We start from the raw sequence: 26,020 nt of genomic DNA on the forward strand, positions 1-26,020 counted from the left end.
GTTATACGAAGCGGTTTATTCCTAAATTAGGTGCGGAAACTCGGCTATAATAGTACCGACCCTATCTTTACGTTATGGGCACTAGCGATTCAAAGAAGAAACGGTTGGATTAATCAGCAATACGCGTTGTCTATAGCCTATCCACTTTATAGTTTTACCCTCTCCGACCCTACAACAGATATGTTGTGGGACCAAATAGCAGATGAAGGGTTTGTGCCTAAAGTCGATATTGTATTTGATCGAAATACGGAACAGGGACATCTAGCTTCTCTATGGTGGCACATCAACTACGGTGCTTGGCACAGCCTTGAAAAGGTTGTCGATAGCTTGCGTTCTAGGGAAATAGAAACCTATCGTTGGAAGTTTCTATCATCACTTCTTTTAGAGCTAGCTGAAAAAGAGCTTGAATCTATTCCCACTCATAACATTTTCTCATTACTAAGAACCCACTACTACTCAGCCGAGTGGATCACTTATAGTGAGATAACTCAAGAGGATATATTAACTCCCACAAGCAGTGAATGGGAGAGTGCACTTGCGAGGCATCCTATTTTACCTAAAAAGTTGCTTGAATTTTTGTTAAATAGAGAAGACAAAAACCTTTTTCTTTCAGATAAAGGTGACCGTTTCGACGCGCTCGCTCAGCAAGAAATTATTGATGAAAATCTTTCCTGGAAAATACAGACAACATGTAATAAAGATATAACCCAGTGGGCGGAGTTTTATCTTTTTTATCAATCATTCCCTGAACGTCATTCTAAACATATTCGTCAGGTCATGTCTAAACTCGCCTCACCGATAAGACACTCACCTCTAGGTATTATTTATAGTATAGCACTCAGTAACGACATAGATTTAGCCGAAAAAGTATTGCGTGATGCGTCAGCCGACGTGCTTTGCCAGCGAGAAATTTATAACCAGTATACTCGCTCGTACAACACCAACTTTCTTGAGAATGATTTTAAATATATCTCTGAAGAAAGATCGGCCAGGAAGTTAATTCAAGCTTGTCACCATAACATTATCTCTCGAAATATTTTTGAAGCGGCCATTATATATAAGATGGTCGATATCATAACGAGAGACAACGAAAATTACACCGAGATTAATCGTATTCTCAAACACGAACTGGCTAGTATGCCAAAATGTGATAAAGCTTCGTCGTTATTAGGTGTATTACATGTTTTAATTTACGGTAGTAAATCAGAGATTATTAAAGTTAGCGATGATATTCAACTGCATAGAACATCCAAGAAATCCGTTGATCAGGACAGCCAACGATTAGACTATGCATATGGCATGAGTTATCTACTCTGTTTTATGGAAACAAGCGCTGATGAGATAGGGTTTAATACTACCCAATTGGAGAAGATAAACAAAGATACCCACAAAAATAGCACGTTTACATTCTCACTTTTGTCTCATTACGCAGAGAAAAAACTAAATCAGGAATTACAAAAAAAGAGGGAAGTAAAACCCCGAGCATTCAAATGGCCGGGTAACAAAACACTAAGGTTACAAGCCCTTATGGTGATTGTTTTTTCTTTCTTTGCATCATCAGGCGATGTTGGAGTTTATGATAGTATAATCAAACCATTCATGAGTGATCATACTATTGTGGTAAGTCCTATATTTGGCTTTTGTATGTTGTTAAACTTACTACTTATTCGGTTAATTGTTGGTACGAGTGTTGTCAATAAAAACCGAAAGATGCTTGGCAAATGGATCGCTTTTTGGTTTATCGTTTTCATCGCAACAGGCGCCTACTGGGTATGTACTCCACTTTGGTTAACTTACCTGCTAGCGTCAGTCAAAGAAGGACCATCCATAACAGCTAAGGGCTGGCCCTATTCACTTAAAAAAAGTGGTTCAATAAGCTTTTCAGACTATATATAATCTATTCATATTGCTCCGCCAACATCTCACTAATATGTTGGCGAGCTTTATCGATATATCGAGAGTCTTGTGTACTCAATGCTTCTTCAAAGGAGATAATTAACATCTCAATAGATTTTCTTGCTTGACCAAGCGTTTCTTCATAAAGCTTATGTAACCTATTTAATAAGACAATATTGGGTATTTTTTCTCTCGGATGAATCTTTAGTGCTTGTAATTTTGCTCGACTTTCTTTGATTTCTTCTTCACCGATCCCTGTGGGACTCGTATCTATTGTTTTCTCGACTTGTTGAAGTTTGTCTACAACATCTATATTAACATCGAGTAAACCATTAACATCATAACTAAAACGCACATCAATCGGATGATTGGCGGCGCAGGTGGAGACATCAATTGAAATGTCTTCGATGTGAATATTATCTTTCGCCCAAAAAGATTCCCCCTGAAAAATGGAGATTACGATTTCGCTATCAGTGTCGTATTTTGTGCAATATCGCTGAACACGGGAGGCAGGAACTATCGTGTTCCTTTCTAAAACGGGACTGAAAACTCCCGACTGCCCATTCACTTCAGCCGCAACACCTAAACTGTATGGACAAACATCGGTAATAACAAGATCTTCAATTGCTTTGTGCCGAAGTCGATAAGCTGCTTGTATTGTTGCGCCTATGCATACCACCATCTCAGGATCTAAATCATGACGGCCAAACCTACTTAGCAAGCGAGTTGCCATTTTTTGTACATGTGGGAGCCGACTAGCGCCTCCGACAAAAATCACATCGTCAATATCTTTCACATTCACATTAGCATCGCTGAGGGATTGTTCGAGTGGCTGCTTTAGCTTTTTCAGTGTATTGCGCCAAATAGTATCTAGTTCTACTTCGGTGAGGAATATTCCCTCTTCATATTGCCCATGCTGATTCGTAAAGCCATATTCAATGAACATCGATTTACGATAATTTTTTTTTGCTTCTTCACAAGCGCCGTAAATTACTTGCATCTCTCGGAGCTGTGTTGTTTCTCGTTCACCTCCTGTACGTTCTAAAACAATGTCAACCAGATCCTCTGTAAAATCTTCTCCCCCCAGGCGATTGTTGCCAGAAGAGGCATGAACTTCAATAATACCAGCCGTATACTCTACAATACTGACATCAAAAGTGCCGCCTCCTAAATCAAAAACAAGGTACTGGCCATCTTTTTTTTGCTCAATATTATACGCCAACGCAGCAGCCGTGGGCTCATTTATTAAACGCACAGCCTCCAATCCTACCATGGTAGCTGCCAAACTGACTTCTTTCCGCTGTTGGTCATTAAAGTATGCAGGTACTGACACGACCACTTCTTTTATTTCTTCGTCTAAGTAGTTCTCTGCATCTTTTTTTAGCGTAGATAAAACGATAGAACACAACTCCCTCGCGTTAAAACTCTTATCCGCCAGTCTGTACTCTTTGCCACTACCAATCGACCTTTTGAATACACTTACTGTATTTCTAGGATCCGTATATTTCCGATAGTACGCCGCTTTACCCACTAAGATGTGCCCATCATCATAGCTGACAACCGAAGGCGTTAAATACTCACCTAAAGCATTAGGAATTAGTGTAGGTTTCTCCCCTTGCCACACCGCAATACTGCTATGCGTCGTTCCTAAATCGATACCAATTGCATACTTCATCATTTAAGCTTTTTCATCGAAATGATAGTTCTCGATATACTAACCTCTCCAAATCCTAAATTAAAAGGAAAAATCACGTTGCGTTGCATCAGTTATATAAATGAATACTTTCATTATAGTTATTATTGTCAATAATTAAGCGTCACTGTTCAAACTCACAGATACTTATAACTATCATTGATTTTTTCTCAAAGTCATATAGCATTCGCCGAAAATATAAGAGGAGAATTTGATATACGTTCATTTTTTACATTGTCTTTTTTAGCATGTTACGTAATGGCTCCCTACGCGTTAGCCAATACAGAAGACCATCCCAGACCGAAGCCGGTAGAAGATGTTTATATTGGCATTCAAGCTGGGCAATCGTCAGTCGATTGGGATATCCTTGATCAAGCCCAATCACAAGGCGCCAGTGTTGATAAGACCGCCTTTGCCTACAAACTTTACACGGGCTATCGTTACAAGAATGCAGCGATTGAATTTGGTTATTCGGACCTTGGCACCATTGATGGCAACGCACCAGGCATAAACGCCGAAGCAGAAGCCGACACTTATAGCTTGTCAGCCATTGGCTTTATACCCATGAATAATGAACTATCTTTTCATGCTAAGTTTGGTTTCCACGCATGGGACTATACAGAACGCGCACATTGGTCTAATGCTTTTTCTAAAGGAAGTGCCCGCTATTCTGACAGTGGTAAAGATCCCGTCTATGGTATCGGTGCCATGTATGATCTTGGTAAATATCGTTTTCGTTTAGAAGCAGAGCGTTATGACATCGATAAAGCTGACATCGACTTTATCTCCGCAGGTTTTGCTTATAAATTCTAAGTCGTCGGTTCCTTGCGAAAAGACATACACACCAAATAGGGCGCATACAAATAGCGCCCTATTGACCAAGCAGAAGCCACTAAACCTTAAACTGTCCCACCAAATCATCAAGATCTCCTCCCAGAGCACTCAGTTCTGTAGCCACTTGGGATGAAGCTTCACTAGAGGTTAACAGGCTAGCCACAATATCACGTATCGAAATGAGGTTACGATGAATGTCTTCTGTGACTGTCGTCTGCTCCGATGCAGCACTGGCAATTTGCGATGTCATATCGTTCACTTGCGAGAATGCCGCACTCACCGAGGTAATACGCTCACCGATATCTGCCGACGTTTTTGCCATGGTTTGGCACTCTTGATCACTTTCAGCAATGGTTTTTACCGCACTGTCAACATGCACATGCAGGCCATCTAGCATGTCACGGATCTCGTGCGTACTGGTTTGAGTACGACTGGCCAACGTTCTTACTTCGTCCGCCACAACCGCAAAGCCTCTGCCCTGCTCACCGGCTCGCGCAGCCTCAATAGCCGCATTTAATGCAAGTAGATTGGTTTGCTCCGCAATCCCACCAATCACCGACAGCACCGATGTAATTTTGTCTGACTGCTCCTTAAGTTGGTCAACTTCATTACTCGACTGATCCATTCGTTCAACAAGGCGCTCAACAACGGCGATAGAGTCATGCACTTGTGATTGGGCATCTTTCGCATCTTGTGTCGCGGATGTGGCCGCATCAGCGACCTGAGTGGTATTTTGCGCTACTTCCTGAGCGGCGGAGCTCATTTCGGTGACAGCCGTGACCACTTGCTCGGTCTCGTTATCATGGACTTTTAGCTTTTCCGCCACCTCAGAGGTTTGTTGTGCCATATCACTGGCCGTACTCGTCACTTGCGTTGTGACTTGCGCGACCCGCTGAATAGTGTGCTGGAGCTTTTCAACAAACCGATTAAAAGCATGTCCAAGCTGAGCAATTTCATCATGTCCGTGAATACTCAAACGCTGGGTCAGATCGCCCTCCCCATTGGCAATATCATTAAGCTTCTCAAGCATATTATTAACAGGCTGCCCCATTCGCTGCGCAAACCAGCCTACGATCAAGCCAGTGACGATCACGGTTCCTAACCCGAGTAGCGTCAAACGCAAAATTTGCGCATCAAGCGCCTTGTTTGCTTCTAATCGATAAATGGCGACCTCTCGCTCAATATCATCGATATAAGCGCCGGTCCCCAACATCCATTGGTTATTATTCACCATAACGGCGTAGCCAATTTTATCAATGAGTTCATTGGTACCAGGCTTTTCAAACATAAAGTTAAAATAGCCGTCGCCACGCTGTGCCGTTTCTAATAACCCTTGAATCACCTTATTGCCTTTGGGGTCGGTCAGGTCAATCAGATTTTTACCCTCTAAGCTTGGCTTCATCGGATGAAAAACATTCACGCCCTTTTTGTCGTACATAAAAAAGTAACCTGAATCGCCAAACTGCACGTCACTGAGTGCGGTTTTCACCTCGGCTAAACGCGCCTGGCTGTTGCCGGGGTTAATGCGCTTCACTATATTTTCCGCAACTTGCGTCACTTCTTTGAGTTGGTTCTTGCGCTCATTGACCAGCTTACCGCGAAATGTGGCGATATTTTGTTCAATGAGCATCTGTTCATTATAGGCAGTCACTGCGCTGGTAACAAAAATGGACACAATAAGCGGCACAATCGCGAGCAACAGTAGCTTTGTTTTAAACATCAACTTCATTGTCATCGACCTGATAGATTATATTTGTTAGTCAAGAGTACTACTTTATTAGGCAGAGTAAAATATAAGCAGCTGTTTAAACACAGAAAAAGTAGGAGAAATTGTAGAAGATGTGATGTAGGTAAAAGTCGTGCCTTCATTGGTAGTGCGTCATACTTGCTGTTTTAAACGCGCTGGTCGTTTTGCTCAAGCGCGCTGTCACCCGTTTACGTTACAGAAGTGCCTGTCCCGTTGTCTTTCCCATAGTGCAAGGGCTTGGGAAACGGAATACGGAAAAAGCATATCGTGCCTGTTCTCGCTCTCTCCGTATTCTGTAAGCGCAGCGCTCCGTATTCCCATTCACGAATACAGATTACTGAATATAGAGTACATAAAAAGCAAGACCCCCAATGCAAGCACGAGACTGATCTTCCCCGTATTCAAGATCCCGAATACCGATGACGATAAAGTATCGTGCCTATCTCGATAAATTCATTTCAGATCGCAACATTCACACTAATGAAGCCAATCGGTATAAATTTCGGAAACGCCTCGATCTAAATAATGTAGATACGCTTCCTTACTGTTTATCGTATGCACATAGCTCCGTACTCCTCGTTTTTTTAATGCTAATTCGGCCAATCCGGCATCCGCTTTACCACGAGGCATGGTCAAAGCATATAAGTCCATTGTTTCAAGATGGTTTAATATATCTTCAATATCACCACCGAAGCGATAAAGTGTCCAAATAATACTATCAAAACCTAGCTCGCTAACCATCTTATATTCTTCCGGCCAATATATTTGTGGTATAAACCTAGACTTTAAATCAGGATGTCGTTCAGCGATAAGACGTAACGCATCGATATTTTTCTCTTTTACATCGGTAACAATCTTCTTCCCCGGATTGTTTTCTAACCATAGCGCAAGTGAGGATAGCGTACAATTACCCATACCCGAACCTTTAGATACCAATTGAACAAACTCATTATAGGATACGGGTGATTCAGTACTAATGCCAAACGTACGCTCAAAGCTATGCTTCCAATCGTGGATACAAACGAGTTCATTGTCCGACGTCCATGAAAAATCAATTTCAAACAACGAATAGTAGCTTTTGTTTTCATTTAGGGCATCTATTGAATTGGTATATGTTTTACCATTATAGCCACCACCAGCATGTGCGATTCGCTCAATATGACCCAACATACTTTTCTCTACCGACTCAACATGCTCAGTAAAGCTTTCAACATTAAGAACCAAAGCTTCTTCTTTTTCGCCAATCAATTCTTTATTTTTACCCTTACTTGATATGATTCCAATATATGGCTGTCGATAACCAATTCTGCTCCATTTTTTTATTTCGATATCAGATAAGGTAGCATTCAATAGATTACGATCACCGTTACAAACAACACTGTCGTGGCCAATTACTAGAAACGTGTCAAATGACTCTGAGTAGTTGTTCATTACGGTTGCAAAGCTTCCAGTATCTTCAAGTGTGGCGTGGTCAACGACTTGTGCGGCACAAGAATCTACATGGCTTAGTTTAATAGGTGCATATGTATCTGTTAATCCAACGAGAGTGAGCCCTCGCTTTAGCTTGACTCTCTTCCCGTTTTGCTCAACATAGGACTCACCACGACTGAATCCAGCAGAGCGAACAACGACGCTCCCGACCATATTGCTTTCCGGAGATACTGATAAAGTATCGAGCTTTCCCACACCATACTTAAGGATGTTTGATATTCCAGTAACGCGACCCATATGAGACGCTTCACTTAAATCGTTGCTGGATAGAGAGCTTTTAATATCAGTGTGACTAATTGTCATATTATCAGTGAGCTCCCATGACGAAAGATCACTCGCTCCTGTTGTTCCAGAAGAAATACACCATTTATCCTTATCGCTTTCGCCAATTTTCTCTGATCTTGCAAACGCGTAGATTAACTTACAGCGATCTGCCCAAATAAATCCTTGGCCTATATCCATCTCTTCCATATAATCGCCAAGTTTCTTTAGCCCGTAATTATCAAAAATAATTTCATCAACATTGGCGTCGTCATTCAGCTTAAAGATAGCTGGAAGTGATACTTCTCTATCACCTAACAATAAGCGATCTTTCACCTCTAAAGAATAATGAATACCATTATTAAGTTTCGGATAGCTCCAGAGGTATTTCACAACATTTTGATGTTCGTTTAGATAGGCATCAATACTCTTCTTCTTTTCGACCAAAGATGGAACGTCAGCATTTAGGTTTCGACCAAACCCTAACCCGTCAATGGGAGTGTCAAGAAAAGAGAGTAGCGTAGGTGCAACATCTAGCATCGAACCTCGTTTATTAATCGTCTTTCCCTTTTCTGGGGATGCTGGTTCGATGACCATAAACAAATTTCTTCTTTTTCCCTTATTGAGATCGTTCCATGCAGTATTTTTCATCGCATAATGATCAGAAGAAATGGCGATTATAGTTTCATTTTTACCCGGATTTTCTTTGATATACTCAACCAGATTATTCACGAGAACATCGGCACAATGAACAGAGTTAAGAATAGGATTACTCCCATCCTTATAATGAATACGTTCACAGAATTGTGATATGTGCCCATTGGGGTTATGTGTATCAAGCGTTAATGAAAATAGCCCAAAAGGCTTTTCGTTTTTTGACAACCGAGAATATTCATCCTTTAACATTGAAAAAAGCGAGTCATCGTACAATCCCCAACCGGACATATTTTCAATATTTTTTAAATTTTGAGATAACTGTTTCTTACCTTTTACACTGTCAAAGCTGTGGGTCTGATAAAAATTACCCTTTCCAGCAAAACTAAGATCAGCACCTGCCATATAACTAAGGTGATAATCATTTCGTTTTAGTATATCACCTAAACAGTTGGCTTCAGGTAAGAATTCATCCAAGCCTTGTGAGTTTCGGTGAGATGGAGAAAAAAGAGGAATTCCACATTGACTTGCAGTCATACCGGCAATAGTCCATCCAGTATGAGTCACTTGTTTAATATTACTAAATGTCGTCGCAGACTGTTGGAGTGCTTTAATATTGGGCATCAAACCAGGAAAAATATCTTCATCAAGATAAGTAGCCTCAAGACTCTCTAAGTAAATATAGACAATATTCTTTTTATTTTTTATTAAGGGAGAGTCTGAAATGAACTCCTTGGGGAATTCCTCACTAGTAGAGTATGACTCTCCCGCAACAGCAAATGATGTAAGATTATAAATATCTTTAATAGCGGGGTTAGTCACAAAGGAAGCGACCATGAAAAAGGCAGTCACGACATACAAGATTTTGCGTTTTCTTAAGCGGCTATTTGAGCTTTCATTTATACGCTTAAATACTTTAAAGCTAAACACCGATACGACCAAAACATATACAATCGTTGCAATTATTAATCCTAGATACTCTTTTATACCCGCCCCACCAAGTCCTGCTTTCAGGTGAAAGATTACAGCTTCATCGATGCCATTTCCTGTAAAGTAGTTTGCTACATAGAAAAATCCATAAAGCAACATCGCTGATATAGAGCCGAAAAGCACAAGATACACAACTTTTCGACTGGGTCCAGCACTATTCAAGACAAGTATTGCGGCGAATAAAAATAAAAAGGAAACTAGGATTAAGTACATAGGGCGACGCAGCCTATCTCTAAAACAAAAAAATCATACCTCCATCATACTAAAAATAACTGCCGATTTCATTAAAATGTAACATTATAATGCTTAGACAGCTACTGCACCATGCAGGCCCTACACGCCTATGGCAATGTGAGCCTGCATTCGATATTAATATTTACAAGTGAGCTTTTCCTCAAGGTGTGCCGTCATTAATAGTGTTAAGTCATCATTTTTTGAAGTTGAGACAAGGCAGATTCCCTGTTCTTTCAAGACTTTTTTGATTGCATCCGTTTTTTTGAAAACCAGCTTAAAGCCTGAATACATCATATCGGGCTGGTCTAGCGCATTAGCGACGTCAGGTCGACGTATTCTTTCTGAATAGATTAAGTTTGATAGATCAATATTCCCCAGGATACTCCGGCGGTTTGATTGTGCCCAACCTTTAATCTGGATAAACTCATCACCAATATCAACGACATCAACCACTCCAAAGGTTGATTCGGCTTTATAGTCATCCGTTAATCTAGTCAACGTTTGGTAGTGCTCATCATTAGATTTTGGTTTCACATCCCAAATAGGCACATGAATTTGATCAGGAAAGGGAGTTTCAGGCGTCTGAATTTTATCTGAAACATAGATATGGGCATATCGATTGAATATAAAGTTTAGCGTTGACGCCTCCATATCAGGATACATCTTCCGAAAGAAGTCTAATTGAGGCTGTACAAGCACCGTCGTGAATGAATTCAAACCAAGGCCTGATAAAATTGCACCTCTATATCGATCACTCACCACCCAGTGGGGTGGCGTCTGGTTGGCCCCTTCCTCCAATTGATTGACCACATCACGAGTATGTAAATCAAAAATAGGAAACGCTGACTGAATCGGGTTAAACCCCCCATACGCATAAATATTAGGCATCAGAGCCATTGCGACGATCAGCCCCTTTTTATACTTGCCAAGCTGACTACTGCACCGATAAAGGCAAAATCCAACACCAGCCACAATAACAAGCGCAAGCTCTGGAGTATTTTTATCAAACCAATCGACCAACCCAAGCGCACTGGATAAGAACATGCTAATCGCCACCAGTGTCGCCAGCACCACAAGGCGCGTGCGGGTTATCATAACTTGCCCTTCCACCAGTACCACCAGCGCGAGGTAGTTTAGGGTTAGGCCAAGTAAAAATACCAATCGATTTGAAGGCACTTTGTCCAACAACAATAGCTTGGCGATCACTGCCGGGACTGGGGTGAGCATCCATAGGGTACAAAAAATAGCAAGCATGGTTGCGCCCATTATTGCACGTCGCCCCACCGCGCTCGGGTTCGGTTTCACTAAGCTTGCGACAATAATGGGCAACAAGGAACCTGCTGTGGCCACCTCACAAATATTCAGACCAAGGAGATCGCTGTATCGGGAATGAGCAATAAACGGCAACAACGAGGATAACCATAATAATCCGCTCGTTTGTCCACCTGGTGACACACGTTGGCCTGGATAGACGGTATTGATCATGACCGAGATGACATCCTGAAAATACCATAGTGTCACTCCTACACCGGCCAGACAGACCACTGCTGTTAACACAAGTTGTAATTTCGGCACTCGCCACCAACGCCACTGGTGCACAAAGAGTAGCATCACACCAAAATAAGCGATGGAGATAATAATGGGGGGATAGGTGTGCGATAACAGCCACACGCAAGCCACGTAGAACAAGAGCGCATAGTGCAACGCATGATGTTGCCAACGTAAAATCAACAACAGTAACCAGGGGCTAATAGCCAGTACGGGCCCAAGTGTCGTCCACCAAAATTGGCTAAAACCGGTAAAAAACAGGAGTACACTTACTGCCGCTGCATACCAAGAAACATGTGCTTTATCGACATTGAGATCACTGATCAACCGTTTAAAAAGGCATTTCCACCCCAACAAAAAAGACACAATTATCAAGCCATGATGCAGCGCAAACGCACGTGCGGGCTCGAGCAGCCAAAACGGCCACATTAAGGGCTTAAATATCAGCCCCCAATCGGCAAGCGGCACCGCATTAAAGCCGCGTAAGTCATGATGATAGGTAGAAAACTCGTTAAAACGCTCGAAGCCATTTAAAACGGCCATTTGAATATAAGGCGTCCACACCGTCCATTCATCTGTTCGAATAGGTCGTGGCGTACCTGCTAATAACCCTTCTCCGTCAAAACCGAAAAGACTCAGAGCGGCACCATAAGATGATGGCGTAAGAGCAAAAATCACAATTGGGATAAGCAGCAGCAAGCAGAATACATCAAACTTATCAAGCTTTAACAAGGACTTAACCATCATCTTTTTTTCTCCGCGTACAAGAAAACCAGCGCTGTAACGGCCGCTTGGGAGCGTGGGTCATGTCATAATCTATCGCACTAAGCAAAAGCTGAAAGCCCATGATCAGTGGCAATACCGCCAGCATCACGGTGCCGGTAGTAGCCTCATCGCCTGACACAATCGAGCCAATCCAATGCGCACCGCCCCATAAACCACCGGCAAACATTAACAACAGCCCCAACACCAGCTTCATACTTGCGCCGTTAAAATCGCGGAGAAAATAAGTATAAAAAACCCGTTTAAAAAATGCCTTGATATACAGCGGTGGAAAATCAACCAGCACTTTTTTTATCGATAAGTTGCTTTCTTCATCGTCATACACCGCATCCATCGGAATATCTTGTACCACGGCACGTAAGGTACCCAAGCGGAAAAGCATATCGCTTTCAAAAAAGTAGCGTTGACTGAGTTTATCTAACGGCATGAGCTGTAAGGCTTGACGATGAATGGCGGTGTACCCATTAGTTGGGTCCATAACTTGCCAATACCCACTCGATACTTTATTGATAAAAGACAGCGCCGCATTGCCAAACTTACGCACAAACGGCATGGTCGTGAGCGACTCGAGAGCGAAGAAACGCGAGCCTTTCGTATAATCGGCTTCACCGCGCAAAATGGGCGCAACAAAATGCGGCAACAACTCGGGGTCCATTTGCCCATCGCCATCAATTTTCACCACAATATCCATGTCATCACCCAGCGCCTGTTTGTAGGCGGTGACAATCGCGCCACCAACGCCCTGGTTTTGAGCATGGTAAATGACCTTCACGCGACTATCGGTACTGTTTTGTGACACATGGCTACCGGATTGCTCAGGACAACAATCATCCACCACATAAATGGTATCCACGTCGTCGCCGATACGCGCGATGACGTCCAGAATATGCTTTTTTACCTTATAACAAGGAATGGCTACCGCAATGCGCATACTAACTCCTAACGTACAATCACGAGCAAACCGCTAATAATCAGCCCTGCGCCCACTAAGGTGCGCCACTGAAAAGGTTCATTGAGAAACACCATGCCAAGCACAGGCACAATAATAAATGCGAGTGCCATAAACGGATATGCGATAGACAAAGGGACTAAACGCAGCGCATACACCCACAAAATGGTTGCGAACCCGTAGATCACCAAGGCCGAAAACAAATACTTATTAAACACAAAGCCAATGATGGATGACCAGCTTAAAACAGTTGGGAAGTACGGCGAGGCCAGCTTGAACAGGATTTGACCGGTAGAAATGCCTAGCACACACAGCAAAATGATGCTGACGTTAAAAATACTCATAATGACTCACTGATACCACCATCCAAAAACCGAGCGATTGTACGCTATATCAAGCACTAAAATCGAGCCCCTTCCTGCCGCAGTCACGCACGAGTAAACGATTTGATCGCCTCAACCCTAGGGATAAGGGAAAAGCGGCGTATTAGGAAAAGTAAAAGATATGTTCGCTATTTATTTTACTTCCACTGCCGTAGCGATTACAGTTTGTAGATGTCTGCATAGGCAGGCGTTTTTGTTTTGACGCACAAATCACGGAGAGACCAATGAAAAAAATCGCAACAGGCGTAATTGCCATGCTGTTTGCTGCAAGCGCAATCGCGGCAGATGGCGCCGCATCCGGTGCGGGTGTAAGTGGTGGTTCAGGCACTGGAGGAGCAGTAGGTGGTGGTGCAGCAGCAGGTGGTGCGAGCGCAGGCGCTTCAGCCGCGGGTGGTATCGGTGCTGCAGGCGTTGCTGGTATTGGTGCTGCTGCCGCTGTGGGCATTGTCGTTGCTGCATCAGACGATGACAGCAGCACAACAACTTCTGTCAGCGCTCAGCAATAAACGACAGTATTTTGAATGGCTGCAATGCACATTGCGGCCATTTTTTATCGAGTTAACCCAACGCCCGCCTCCTACCACTTATGACAAAAACCAATCAGGCCATTGTAGTCACGCTCATCGTTCTTATCTCGTCTGGGTGTACACAGCGCATCCAAGATCTTGGTGATTCACTTAAGTTTGCGTATCAAGGTTATCCCGACGTACAAAAAAGCTGGAAAGAAATAAATGCGCTGCCCTATGCTAGCCTTTACGCCCAACTTGATAACGGGCCGCAAGGCTTTATGGTGCTCGCCTTTGTTGAGCCCAGCCAACACCCGAGCCCAAATTTAAAATGGCTATCGGGCGATAACGAAATGCTGGTGACGCGGAACGGTCGATTAGTTAAGACAGTGAATTTGACTGATGGTAATCTAACCGCGACGCGCACTGACTCTCCCGACCCATTAAGCGTTGGCCTTAACACCATCACCATGCCGCACACATGGTCACGCACCATTGACTGGCAACCGGGCAACCACAGTGGCTACCGAGCTGATTCCACCTTTAAGCGCGGCAAACCACAAAATGTCTCAGTGAACGGCACGCCCGTGGTAACAACGCACTATACCGAATTCGTCACCATTCCGGCACTCGATACTCAATATACCAATGACTATTGGATCGCTAACGACACGGGTAAAATCATCAAATCCTATCAGCACCTCGCACCGGGGCTACCCGCGGTGACACTGACGCATTTAAAGCCATATCAAGGGGGCGAAGATGATTAATTATCACGTGATCAAGCGCGGATTATGCGCCGTCGCCTTGCTAATGGTGATCCCAGCCAAGGCCAACGTTCTCACTGCCAATCAAGACATTGCGCTGTCGTTCACGCAGCCACCGCGCCTAGCTGAAGCGGTACTAACCATCACACAGGCTCAACAACGCTCGCTTGATGATGTCTATTGGCCCGCCGCCGGACTTTATCAACGCGACAGTGAAAAAGCCAAGAAAATCGCCGATGTGCAACCGGTTCGTCATCAAATCGCCATCAATACCGGTACCGTAAAAAAACAGTGGCAAACACTGTATCAAGCACTCAAAAAAATGGCGGTTGCCGAGCGTATGCCCGGCGTGATTGACCCAGATATCACCCGAATCACGCCCGGTGCCAACCCACGCTTAAAGGGCCAGTGGCATTTGCAGCTCCCTGAACGCCCAACAACGGTGACAGTCCTCGGTGCGGTGAATCAACCGGGTGACTATCCTTGGGGTGAGCGACACGCGGCCAGTGACTATATCCAGCAAACCAAGACAGACACATTAGGCGTCTCTCACGTATGGGTGATCAGCCCCACCGGCGAGCGCGCCCAATACCCAATTGCTTATTGGAATAACCAGCATCACGATATCTTACCTGGGTCGGTGATTTATCTGCCTTTGCCCGAAACAGAGAGCAAAGCACAGTCAACGTCCCCTAATCAACACGTGCTGACGTATCTGCAAAATAGGTTCATTGAATAATGCGGTTTTTCTCTTCTCTCTCTCATCGTTTTTGGTTCAGCACCGTTGCATTGGCCGTAAGCAGCGCGGTCTCGGCTGATACGTTTGACTACCCAGCGCTTGTGCACTCACAAACCGACTTTGGCGGCGTGGGCCTCATGCAAATGCCCACCGCGCGCACGGCTCCCGACGGGGAATTTACCCTGGGCATCACCTATAACGAAGATTATGTGCACTTTAATACCTCGCTCCAGTTGTTTCCTTGGCTAGAAACCACCGTCCGCTATACCCAGGTTCACGACTTACTTTATAGCAATGATCCAAGTTTTAGCGGCGATACCAAATATACCGACAAAAGCATTGATGCAAAGTTACGCCTGATGCAAGAAAGCTTCTGGCTACCAGAACTCGCGGTTGGCGTACGGGATATTGGCGGTACTGGCTTATTTGATGGCGAATACTTGGTCGGCTCAAAACGCGCGGGCCCGTTTGATTTCTCACTCGGCGTCGGCTGGGGTTATATGGGCAACCGCGCCAACCTCACCGGCGATAAAAACCAGTCGGTGGATTGTGGCCGTGACACCACCTACTCCGGCAACGGCGGCAGTGTTGATATTAATCGCATGTTTACCGGCTGTACCGCGTTATTTGGCGGGGTCGAATATCAAACCCCCTACGCGCCACTAAGCATAAAGCTTGAATACGACGGTAACGATTATGAAGCCGACTTTATTAGCACGCGAACCGGTATTCCAATGGATGTGAACAGCCCTTGGAATGTGGGCGCCGTCTATCGCTTAGGGGATTGGGGTAGTGCACGGTTAGCCTATGAACGTGGCGCCGTCGTGACCGCCGGATTAAGCTTACATACCAACTTTAATCAGATCGACAGCTTTTGGCTTGACGATCACGCGCCAATCTATCAACCAGCCCCCACGCAGACGGACTTAAGCGACGACCAATGGCAGGCCCTGAGCACTCAACTTGCCCGTGTTGCCGGGTATCAAGATAACCAAGTGCACTTTGATGGCACCACCGTCACAGTGACGGGTGAGCAACGCAAATACCGCAACCAAGATACCGCCCAAACGCGCGCGGCCACCCTAATTGCTAATACCGGCATTGACGCCAAACAATATCGGATTATTGACCAAGCGAAACGTCAGCCCATCACTGAAACCGTGATTGATACCAACACCTATGCCGCCGTCGCCACCAACAGCTATGTGGGCGCAACCCCCAACGATGCACGCACGCGCCAGCAGCCGCAACCCACATCGGGCACCGAAAAAGCCAACCAGCGCGATAATCTTGATGCGGGTCTCGCCCCTGTGTTTGTACAATCGTTTGGCGGCTCAGAAAACTTTTACATGTACTCACTGGGCGTCAGTGGTAACGCCACCGCGCGGCTAGGTAATCACCTGCTTGCGTCATCCAGTGTCTATGTGAACATTGCCGACACCTACGACAAATTCAAGTACACCGTGCCGCCTGATGGCACTGATCTTAAGCGTGTTCGTACGCTCAACCGACAGTACTTAGAAGACACCGTGCGGGTCACCAACTTACAACTGACCTATCTCGATCACTGGGGCGACAATTGGTATACCCAAACCTATGGCGGCTACTTAGAAACCATGTTTGCCGGTGTCGGGGGCGAAGTGCTTTACCGCCCAATGGGCAGTCAGTTTGCCGTGGGATTCGACGCAAACTATGTCCAACAACGCGAGCCCGGCTCGGCGTTTGGGCTATTTAAAAACGAATATCAACCTGCAGAAAATGGCAACCGTGAATTCCGGGTGCAAACCGGCACCACCACCGGCCATGCCACGCTTTACTGGCAAAATCCGCTCGGCGTATTTGATGGCACCTTGGCTAAAATTAGCGCCGGGCGCTATTTAACAGAAGATGTGGGGGTGACTGTTGATATCGCTAAACAATTTAACAGTGGCATCACCGTCGGCGCATACGCCAGCAAAACCGACTTATCCGCAGAAGAGTTTGGCGAAGGCAGCTTTACCAAGGGCTTTTATGTCTCCATTCCGTTTGACTTACTCACGATAAAACCAACCACCTCTCGGGGCGGTGTATCGTGGCAACCGCTACAACGCGACGGTGGGCAAAAACTCAACACCAAGTATTCGCTCTATGAATTAACGGATGATCGCGCCCCCTGGTTTACGCGCCCGGCGGATAGCCACTAGACTACAACTTGGCATATACTAAATAACTGAGCCGTCATCCCAAAAGGATTGTCCTGTGATTGTTTCATTCGCCGACTTGGCCTTATTACTTTTTTTCTCGACTGCTTCCCTGTTTTTGCTGCGAAAAGCGGCTAAACGTATTGGATTGGTCGACAAGCCGGATCATCGCAAACAGCACGCTGGTACCGTACCACTTGTCGGCGGTATCGCGATCTGCCTCTCTCTGGTTTATTTTTTGATCAACAATCCTACTATTATTCCGCACAGTGGTCTGTATGCCAGCTGTATGCTGATTTTAGTGGCAATTGGCGTATTGGATGATAAGTTCGATATCGATTTTAAGCTGCGTTTTGGTGTACAGGGCGCGCTTGCTATCGCCATGATTGTTCTTGGTAACATTGAGCTTAGCCGTCTAGGCGACATTTTTGCCACGGGGCGTATCCAACTCGACGGCCTTGGCTATGTATTAACGGTTTTCGCGGTCATTGGCGCAATTAACGCCTTTAACATGGTAGATGGTATTGATGGGCTATTAGGAGGGTTGGCGACAGTCACCTTTGCCAGCTTGGGGGCATTGCTTTACCTGAATGGCCACTTCTCTATGGCTTATCTTTGCCTAGTACTCACTGTGATTATCCTGCCCTATTTAATGTTTAACCTTGGATTACTCGGCCGAGAGCGCAAAGTATTTATGGGCGATGCGGGTAGTATGCTAATCGGCTTCACGGTGGTATGGTTTTTATTGTTGGCCAGCCAACATCCAACCAATGCGGCTATAAGGCCAGTCACAGGGCTATGGCTAATTGCGCTACCACTGATGGACATGACGGCCATTATGTTTCGGCGCGTTAAACGTGGCGACTCGCCGTTTAAGCCCGATCGCGAACACTTACACCATATTTTTCAGCGTGTGGGGTTATCATCACGCCAAACCCTGGCAGCCATTTGTTTACTGGCCAGCAGCTTAGCCGGCATTGGCATTGTAGGCGAGCTACTCCAGATCCATGAAACCATCATGTTTGTGGGCTTTCTCGCATGTTTTGGTGGTTACTGCCTAATGCTACGCTACATCTGGCGCATTACCTCTTTTTTTAGAGCAAAGCTGGGAAAGAACCGGTTTGAAGAGGGGGAAGGCGTTCTAGGGGCTAGAGACTAGAAACTAGAGACTAGAGGCTAGAGACTAGAGACTAGAGACTAGAGGCTAGAGACTAGAGACTAGAGACTAGAAACTAGAGGCTAGAAACTAGAGACTAGAAACTAGAGACTAGAGACTAGAGACTAGAGACTAGGGGCTAGGGGCTAGAATTAGCAAACAAAAAATAGCAAGAATGAGCAATCTAGGTATAATGCGCGAGCATTTATTACCCATACGTATGCGTTCACATACTGAGAATCGACAGAGGGAAAAACGTTGTTACTCATGTCTCGCCAAACACTCGTTAGTAGCCTATGTTTCGCTTATTTTGCCACGCTACTTATCACACCAGACGCCTACAAATATATCGCTGTTGGGTTAGCGCTGGTTGCGCTAATCTTATTCCCCGGCACATGGAAGGCGCTAAAAAGCCGCCCGGCCCTGTTAATAGCCGGTACATTTCTGCTTTATGTCATCGTCACTGCCGCCTTCGCACTCCCCGACTGGCACTACAAACAAATGGATATGCCGAGTCGCCTGCTATTAGCGATCATGGTTTTTGCTCTGCTGCTCACTACCTCGCCCTCGCTTAAAGCGGTGTTGTATGGCTGTGCCATTGGGGCGTCTGCTGTCGGGCTAATTGCGCTTTATCAACACTACATGCTCGATATTCGTGCACTGGCATCAGGCGGGTTCATGCCCATTCAGGTGGCCGGCATGGCTGCAAGCCTCAGTGTTTTCAGTATTTTTGCGTATATTTATAGTTGCCAACACGCGCTGCCAACATTAAAGAAACTGGCATTTTTGGGGATCACCTTAGGGTTTATTGCCACATTATTGAGCGGAGGACGTGGCTCGTGGGTTATCACTCCCTTTGTGGCATTATGGGCCGTAATGTATTACCGAAAAGCGTTTAGCCCAAAAGACTATGTCGCGATGGGTGCCAGTATCGTACTGATTATTGCCACGGCACTGGTGCCCGCGTTAAACAGAGCGGAGCTCGTATTCTCAGACTTAAACCAATACCAACAAGCCACCCAAACCATTGCGCCGACGCAAAGCACCGAGAACACACCAAGCGCCACTCCCCCCGACGCCACATCAGGAGGGGAGCAGGCGGCAAACACACCAACCGTTAAAAGCTCCTCAGGGATACGGGTGGAATTATGGAAAACCGCCCTGCACCTATTTGCTGATAACCCAATCGCGGGAACCGGTTACACCCACTACACGCAACACAAGCAGCAGGTGGTTGATCAAGGATATGTCGACCCGATAGTGATGCACTTTAGTCGCGCCCATAACCAGTTGTTAGAAGAGCTGCAAGTGAAGGGATTAATTGGCGGCATAACGCTCCTTTGCTTGCTTATCGCACCTTGGCTCGCGACGAAAAAAGTACACGTACCCGCGCGCCCAGCCAACCAACTCGCCGCGGTGATGCTGCGTTGTCACGTGGTCCTGATAGCCGGTTACATGCTGACACAGCACTATATTAACCACCATTCAGGTATTTTGTTCTTTTCGCTCGGGGTGGTGATATTTGCCAGTATGGCGTTGCGGGGAGAGGCTAGAGGCTAGAGGCTAGAGGCTAGAGGCGATTTTATAAGCCGCTTTGAGATTTTCCTAGTCTCCAGTTTCTAGAAGCGAAGCGTCTAGTCTCTTCTCCATATTCAAGATCCCGAATACCGATGACGGAATACAGAATACAGAAAGAGCAAAAACCTCAATGCGAGTATGAGGCCGCCCCTCCGTGTTCTGTAATCGAAGTGCTACGTATTTAAATTCATGAATACGGATTAGCGAGTGCTAAGATCCTAAAAAACGAGGTTGATTCTGCGATTTTTCTTGATAACTACAAGATTATCTGAACAAAACCTTTTTTAGTAGTTTCGCAAGCTTCCCATACTCATAATACCCCAGAGCTGTCCTACGCCCATTTTGCCCCATAAAAAATCTTTCCTCTGCTGTCATCTGATAAAGCCTCAAAACTGCATCAGCCAGTTGATCTGGATCTTGTGCGGGCACTTGAAGGCCCGCTTGAGCTTTTTCTATTGGCTTATATTCACCAGAGTCAATACCATAAATAATCGGTGTACCAGAGTAGAGGTAATCAAATAACTTATTAGGTGAGACGCCAAAGCGAAATAATGGATCTTTTGTAAGTCCAATATAGCAGACATCGAATTGTTCTAGCATCGCTTGAACTTCAACTTTTGGAATGGGTTCAATGAAATTGACATTACCTAACTGCTTTGTTTCGACTAAAGCCTGTATAGTAGCCTTCTCTTTACCACCACCAACTAGCGCGAATGCAATATCAGAATATCTTTGCAGTCGCTCAGCAGCTTCGATCAACGTGTCCATAGCATTAGCTACACCTAATGTCCCCGTATAGCCCACGATAAATTTATTTTTTGGAAGCTTAGCAACAGCGTCGCTGTTGAGTGGGACTTTTTGATTCACCTCTTCTAAGGAAACCCCATTAGGCACCCAGCTGAATTTATCACGCGCCATGCCTCGATTAACCATGTGTTCAACAGCGTTTTTCAAGTTAGAGACCACGGCGTCAGCATCTTGGTAAGCTTTATCTTCAACCCACTGCATGAAACGGATAAACGGATGTTTCGGCGAGTAGCCACCAATTTCTGTTAAGGTCAACGGCCAGATATCGCGCACCTCAAAGACCAAACGGGCTTTGAATTTTTTAGCCAGCCGTTGGGCACCTAAAAAAGCGATAGGTGAAGGAGAAGAAGATAAAACAGCATCCGGCTTATGAGCAATTTTTCGTGCCAATTTCTGAATCCGCCAAGGGAACACAAACCAGTTTATCGCTCGTTGCTTACTGTGGGCTTCTGTATAGTCAGGCATATTAATCCAGACGAAATGAAAACCGTCAGCCAGGCTTTCAACTTTAATATCCCGTTCCATTGCTGGCTTGTTACGCAACAAGTGATGAGAGGAAGCTGCAATCAAATAGACTTGGTAACCCTGTTTGGCTAATTCACGCCCTAGATAGTAGTGTCGCCCGCCCATTCCTGTATCTGGCGTCGAGGCGTACTGATTTACAATCCAAACTGTTTTACTCATCAACCAGCCTTAGCAATCTTATTGACAATATTCTGCGCCGCTTTACCACCACCATAAAGCTCCTGAGTATCCTGAACACTACGATCAACATGTCGCCTAGCTGCATCAACAATCTTACTCTTATCCGCACCGACTAGCTCGTTAGCGCCGGCTTCTATTAGCTCTACCCACTCAGTTTGATCGCGCATTGTCACGCAAGCTTTACCGAAGAAAAACGCTTCCTTCTGCACACCGCCGCTATCCGTCAATACCAATTGACAGTGATCGAGTAGCCAAACCATTTCAAAATAACCGACTGGATCTACAAGTTGAACATTCAATTCAAGACCCTGTTCGACAATCAGTTTACGCGTCCGAGGGTGCAGAGGAAGCACAACAGGAGCAACAGTTGCATTGACCTCGTTAAGCGCTGTTACTATGGCAGCCAACCGCTCTGGGTTATCAGTATTTTCAGCTCGATGAAGGGTTGCAAGAATAAAGGAATCTGGGAGCGATCCTTGCGGTGCTTGCGCTTTTTCTGCGAAAAGAATTGCCGCATCTTGCATGACATCGCCTACCTGTAAAATCTTTACTGGTTTATCAGCAACGCCTTCGTTTTTAAGGTTAGCAACCGCTGTATTTGTCGGGCAAAAAAGTAAATCACTGATCTGATCAGTCAAAATACGATTAATTTCTTCTGGCATTTGCATATTAAAACTGCGCAAGCCAGCTTCAATATGGGCGACGGGGATATGCAACTTGGCAGCTGCAAGCGCGCCTGCGAGTGTTGAGTTGGTATCGCCATACACTAAGACACGATCTGGCTTATGCGTCAACAAAGCCTGCTCAATTTCTGCAAGCATACGCCCGGTCATCTCACCATGGCTGCCACCGTGAATGTCTAACTGGATGTGCGGTCGTGGAATATTCAGTTGGTTAAAAAAGATATCCGACATATTAGCATCAAAATGCTGCCCAGTATGCAGCATTATTTCTTCAATACCTTCTGCTTGCTGAATAGCACGCGATACGACGCTAGCTTTAATAAACTGCGGGCGAGCGCCGATAATGGTTAAAATTTTTTGCATACTTATCACTTATAGGTTTTTGTAAAATTGAAGCAACTTCTGCTCTTCAATAAACCAGTTGTATTTTTCCTGCACTGCCTTTTGACCGTTATGTCCCATCTGTGCAGCCTCCTCAGGATGCGCAACCAGGTAATCGATGGCTTCAGCTATTGCCTTTGGGTCGAGAGGATCCACACACAACCCGCATTGATTCCCTTCTATAATCTCTTTCCATAAAGGAAAGTTCGAAGCAATAACCGGTAAACCCGTTGCCATATACTCGAACATTTTGACAGGCAAAGAGTCTAGATAGTTGATCACCGGATGCAAAGTAACCAGACCAGCAACGGAGTCATTCAACACTTGTTTAACTCCAGCACGATCCAACCAACCAAGGTGATCAGTCTTCACCCATCCTGCTTCTGCTTTCACTGCTTGTTCAAAGCTGGCTTCAGAGAAACTGCCACCCATCGCAAAACGAACATCAAATTCAACCAATGCCATTGCTTGAACCATCTCGTGAATACCACGAATTCGTCCCAAGCCTCCAACATACCCAACCTGGGCTTTTTTCCTTGACCAATCCACCTCACCGGTGGAAAGCTCGCCCAAGAGCGGATAGTTGTTGATATCAACCGAACGCACACCCATCGCAATAAATTTATCGCGAATATAGGGGGTCGCCGCAATAACTGCGTCCAAATGACGACACGCCCAACGCTCATACACAGAAAAGGTTTTAGATAGTAACCACTTGGCAGGTTTGTTCAAATACGGCTTCCCCAACAATTGCTTGGGTACATCTTCATGGGCATCAAAAATTACCACCTTACCGCGCTTTTTGAGTTTCAAACCAATGGGAATCAACTCAGGATCATGCAGGTGATAAATATCTGCATCTAGGTCCAATGCTTTAGCTAAAACACGTTCTGGTGCATTACGAATGCGATCTAAACGTCCCTTAGATGCACCTACATCGAAGATTTTTACATTATTTTTAGTTTCGTCACCCTTACCGTCAGCAACGACCAGTAAAACAGCGTAGCCATTATTTGCAAGAGAGTTGCACTCCTTGATGAAGATACGGGTATCAAAGCGAGAATGGACGGAAGTTAGATGAGCGACTTTAATATTAGATGGCATTGTAAATCTCTTTCAAAACTTTTTCCTGATCTTCCCAACAATATTTTTTTCGAGCAGAAAAAACATTTCTCTGAATAACATCGTAGTCTTGATCCAAAGAAGATTCTACGGCTTTCCTTACGCCTTCAACAGTGTTTTCCTCCGCAACGATTCCGATACCTTCTATTTCAACCAGTCGTTTCATTTCAAATAAATTTGAGGTTAACACTGGTAAACCAGCCATCAGATACTCAAACATTTTGTTAGGCAAGCAGTAGCGGTAACTGAGGCATGAGTCTTCAATAAAAGAAACACCGTAGTCAGCAGAGCTTGTGTAATCCAGTAAAACATCCGGGCTAACGGCTTTATGAAATAAAATAGTACTTTGCTGTTGTTCCTTTTCCCGAATAAAACCTTCTAGAGGGCCATAACCCATGAAAACCAAAACATTTTTATCAGAATCAAGTTCAGAAAAAGCTTCCAGCAGCAATTCAATGCCTCGCCCTTTGCTTAGTCCGCCCTGGTAAAGAAAAATTTTTTGGTCAGCGCGTATGTCTAATTTATCACGAAACAAGTTTCGTTTTTTTTGCTCATGATACGTAGGGCAATTTAACACAAGATGAGGTTTGGTAATATTGTAAAGCTTTGAGTATTCATTAGCGATGGAATCACTGACTGTAATAACAGCATCAGCATATCTAACCAACTTTCCTTCCAGCAATTTCTTGGCTCTCTTCTCCACGCCTTTTAGACCATTAATCTCTGTTTCGTATTCATGGCAATCGTAAACAATTTTTTTATTTCTACCAAACAGTTTGATTAGCAAACCAACAGGCAAGGCATTCAAGTCATTACAATGGATGATATCAGATTTTATAAAGCGAGATGCAGCTCGAACCAAAAACTCTAAATATTTGATAATTTGAACAGGCTTTGATTTGGACCAAGGTCTGCTCCTTAATTTTATTCTATTCACTGCAACTCCACCCAAGCTTTCTTCTTCAAGTAGCCCATCATTATGCATTGCAACAACAGTTGTCTCAAAACCAAGCTGAACAAGTGATTTTGATATTTTTAAAACCCGACTATCGTTTGTGAAGTCATTAAGTACTACGTTTGCGACACTTTTCATCATCTAAAACCAAAAGGCTTGGATATAAATCCAAGCGTAAACCAGAGAACAGCCCAGGAGACGCCTGTAGCCAAGTTAGCGAATATTAATATATATAAGAGAATAAAGGCTGAGTAAATTGCAACCATTTGTGAACCATATCTATTAGGTACGCATGCTCCTACCCACTTACTATCACGATATATCTGGTAAAAAACACTAGCAAACAGTGTTATCACAATAGTCACTCCTACTAAGCCTAAGTTCGCCATCACATAAGGAAGAAAACTATGTAAGGTTTCACCTGCATTACCTGTCGTTAGATATGCAACATTCATGTTGCCCAAGAAAGGCGCGTATCCAAGCTGATTAGCGCCAGACTCCATTAAAATATCTATCCGACTCTGTAATGAAGTGTTAGTTCCCGATCCAAAGCCTAATAGTCTTATGCTTGTAATATCAAAATCAGCAAGAGCTATAATCACTATCAATAGACCAAAAAAAAAGGCCAAACCAACTAAAGCCATCAGACTTAAATTCTTAAATAAGCGTTTAGACCAAGGTAGGGATAATTTATTATACATATAGCTGACCCGAATAGATTTCCTCGGTATAATTAACGTCATGACCAATGTAATTAGATAAACACCCGAAATAACTGCCGTTGCACTATTTGAACCAAATAGCTGTGCACTAACTAATGATATGAACGTCGACGCCGTATATATAGCCAGCCATAAAGGATGAACTATAAACCAGCGAGTTTTTCGAACATCTTTTAATACAAAGCTAAGATAATAAAAAGAAGAAAAAACAAAAGAAATCGATAGAAAATTACCTGATCGTTGGTAACTACCATCG

The 26,020-nt window shown here is 44.5% G+C and carries 19 protein-coding genes; 8 read left to right on the forward strand and 11 right to left on the reverse strand.

Translation table 11 applies throughout. The annotated features are described in order from the left end of the window. The first annotated feature begins 126 nt into the window (after positions 1–126). Positions 127–1,896 carry a hypothetical protein gene (locus C7A19_RS14145; RefSeq protein ID WP_155522568.1) on the forward strand — a complete coding sequence of 590 codons (1,770 nt, stop codon included), beginning with the start codon at positions 127–129 and terminating at the stop codon, positions 1,894–1,896. A gap of 1 nt (position 1,897) precedes the next feature. Here the strand turns inward: C7A19_RS14145 and C7A19_RS14150 are convergent, their stop codons facing one another. Beyond that, complete coding sequence (locus C7A19_RS14150) at positions 1,898–3,574, reverse strand: Hsp70 family protein (RefSeq protein ID WP_116645201.1); 1,677 nt, start codon at positions 3,572–3,574, stop codon at positions 1,898–1,900. Positions 3,575–3,847: 273 nt separating this feature from the next. Between C7A19_RS14150 and C7A19_RS14155 the strand changes: the two genes are divergently transcribed. Then, positions 3,848–4,402: an outer membrane beta-barrel protein gene (locus C7A19_RS14155; protein ID WP_116645202.1), complete on the forward strand. Its 555-nt coding sequence runs from the start codon at positions 3,848–3,850 to the stop codon at positions 4,400–4,402. A gap of 79 nt (positions 4,403–4,481) precedes the next feature. Here C7A19_RS14155 and C7A19_RS14160 read toward each other — a convergent pair whose 3' ends face one another. The 5 genes from C7A19_RS14160 to C7A19_RS14180 all read right to left on the reverse strand — a co-directional run bounded on the left by C7A19_RS14160 (position 4,482) and on the right by C7A19_RS14180 (position 13,424). Beyond that, complete coding sequence (locus C7A19_RS14160; RefSeq protein WP_201264099.1) at positions 4,482–6,143, reverse strand: methyl-accepting chemotaxis protein; 1,662 nt, start codon at positions 6,141–6,143, stop codon at positions 4,482–4,484. Positions 6,144–6,647: 504 nt separating this feature from the next. Further along, complete coding sequence (locus C7A19_RS14165) at positions 6,648–9,698, reverse strand: sulfatase-like hydrolase/transferase (RefSeq protein ID WP_162300284.1); 3,051 nt, start codon at positions 9,696–9,698, stop codon at positions 6,648–6,650. A 237-nt stretch (positions 9,699–9,935) separates the two neighbouring features. Then, positions 9,936–12,095: a hypothetical protein gene (locus tag C7A19_RS14170; RefSeq protein ID WP_116645205.1), complete on the reverse strand. Its 2,160-nt coding sequence runs from the start codon at positions 12,093–12,095 to the stop codon at positions 9,936–9,938. Then, positions 12,085–13,062 (reverse strand): glycosyltransferase family 2 protein, encoded by a 978-nt coding sequence (locus C7A19_RS14175; protein ID WP_077650224.1) that lies wholly within the window; start codon positions 13,060–13,062, stop codon positions 12,085–12,087. The genes C7A19_RS14170 and C7A19_RS14175 overlap by 11 nt, the downstream gene beginning before the upstream one ends. A gap of 8 nt (positions 13,063–13,070) precedes the next feature. After that, positions 13,071–13,424: an EamA family transporter gene (locus tag C7A19_RS14180; RefSeq protein ID WP_077650225.1), complete on the reverse strand. Its 354-nt coding sequence runs from the start codon at positions 13,422–13,424 to the stop codon at positions 13,071–13,073. Between the two features lie 263 nt (positions 13,425–13,687). Between C7A19_RS14180 and C7A19_RS15555 the strand changes: the two genes are divergently transcribed. The 6 genes from C7A19_RS15555 to C7A19_RS14210 all read left to right on the forward strand — a co-directional run bounded on the left by C7A19_RS15555 (position 13,688) and on the right by C7A19_RS14210 (position 20,371). After that, positions 13,688–13,969, forward strand: a complete 282-nt coding sequence (locus C7A19_RS15555) for a hypothetical protein (protein WP_077650226.1) — start codon at positions 13,688–13,690, stop codon at positions 13,967–13,969. 80 nt (positions 13,970–14,049) lie between these two features. Then, complete coding sequence (locus tag C7A19_RS14190; RefSeq protein WP_116645207.1) at positions 14,050–14,739, forward strand: YjbF family lipoprotein; 690 nt, start codon at positions 14,050–14,052, stop codon at positions 14,737–14,739. Continuing rightward, a complete protein-coding gene (locus C7A19_RS14195; protein ID WP_116645208.1) occupies positions 14,732–15,475 on the forward strand; it encodes a capsule biosynthesis GfcC family protein in 744 nt (247 codons plus the stop codon). The genes C7A19_RS14190 and C7A19_RS14195 overlap by 8 nt, the downstream gene beginning before the upstream one ends. Then, the gene (locus tag C7A19_RS14200) at positions 15,475–17,658 is read left to right on the forward strand and encodes a YjbH domain-containing protein (RefSeq protein ID WP_116645209.1); all 2,184 of its coding nucleotides are present in this window, start codon (positions 15,475–15,477) and stop codon (positions 17,656–17,658) included. The genes C7A19_RS14195 and C7A19_RS14200 overlap by 1 nt, the downstream gene beginning before the upstream one ends. A 55-nt stretch (positions 17,659–17,713) precedes the next feature. Next, positions 17,714–18,814, forward strand: a complete 1,101-nt coding sequence (gene wecA / locus C7A19_RS14205; RefSeq protein WP_116645210.1) for a UDP-N-acetylglucosamine--undecaprenyl-phosphate N-acetylglucosaminephosphotransferase — start codon at positions 17,714–17,716, stop codon at positions 18,812–18,814. A 264-nt stretch (positions 18,815–19,078) separates the two neighbouring features. Further along, positions 19,079–20,371 carry an O-antigen ligase family protein gene (locus C7A19_RS14210; protein ID WP_116645211.1) on the forward strand — a complete coding sequence of 431 codons (1,293 nt, stop codon included), beginning with the start codon at positions 19,079–19,081 and terminating at the stop codon, positions 20,369–20,371. Positions 20,372–20,653: 282 nt separating this feature from the next. On the opposite strand, the gene C7A19_RS14215 is transcribed toward C7A19_RS14210, so the two are convergent. From C7A19_RS14215 to C7A19_RS15640, 5 genes are all read right to left on the reverse strand, one after another. Next, positions 20,654–21,880, reverse strand: a complete 1,227-nt coding sequence (locus tag C7A19_RS14215; protein ID WP_116645212.1) for a glycosyltransferase family 4 protein — start codon at positions 21,878–21,880, stop codon at positions 20,654–20,656. Next, positions 21,880–22,947 (reverse strand): UDP-N-acetylglucosamine 2-epimerase (non-hydrolyzing), encoded by a 1,068-nt coding sequence (wecB, locus tag C7A19_RS14220; RefSeq protein WP_116645213.1) that lies wholly within the window; start codon positions 22,945–22,947, stop codon positions 21,880–21,882. Before wecB ends, C7A19_RS14215 begins: the two co-directional genes overlap by 1 nt. Positions 22,948–22,956: 9 nt before the next feature. After that, complete coding sequence (locus C7A19_RS14225) at positions 22,957–24,069, reverse strand: glycosyltransferase family 4 protein (protein WP_116645214.1); 1,113 nt, start codon at positions 24,067–24,069, stop codon at positions 22,957–22,959. Further along, a complete protein-coding gene (locus tag C7A19_RS14230; RefSeq protein ID WP_116645215.1) occupies positions 24,059–25,183 on the reverse strand; it encodes a glycosyltransferase family 4 protein in 1,125 nt (374 codons plus the stop codon). Before C7A19_RS14230 ends, C7A19_RS14225 begins: the two co-directional genes overlap by 11 nt. After that, positions 25,180–26,020, reverse strand: an 841-nt coding sequence (locus C7A19_RS15640) for a hypothetical protein (protein ID WP_162300285.1), incomplete at its 5' end; no start/stop codon positions are given. The genes C7A19_RS14230 and C7A19_RS15640, both read right to left, overlap by 4 nt.

This window comes from Salinivibrio sp. HTSP, from assembly GCF_003390965.1.
Lineage (GTDB): Bacteria > Pseudomonadota > Gammaproteobacteria > Enterobacterales > Vibrionaceae > Salinivibrio > Salinivibrio kushneri.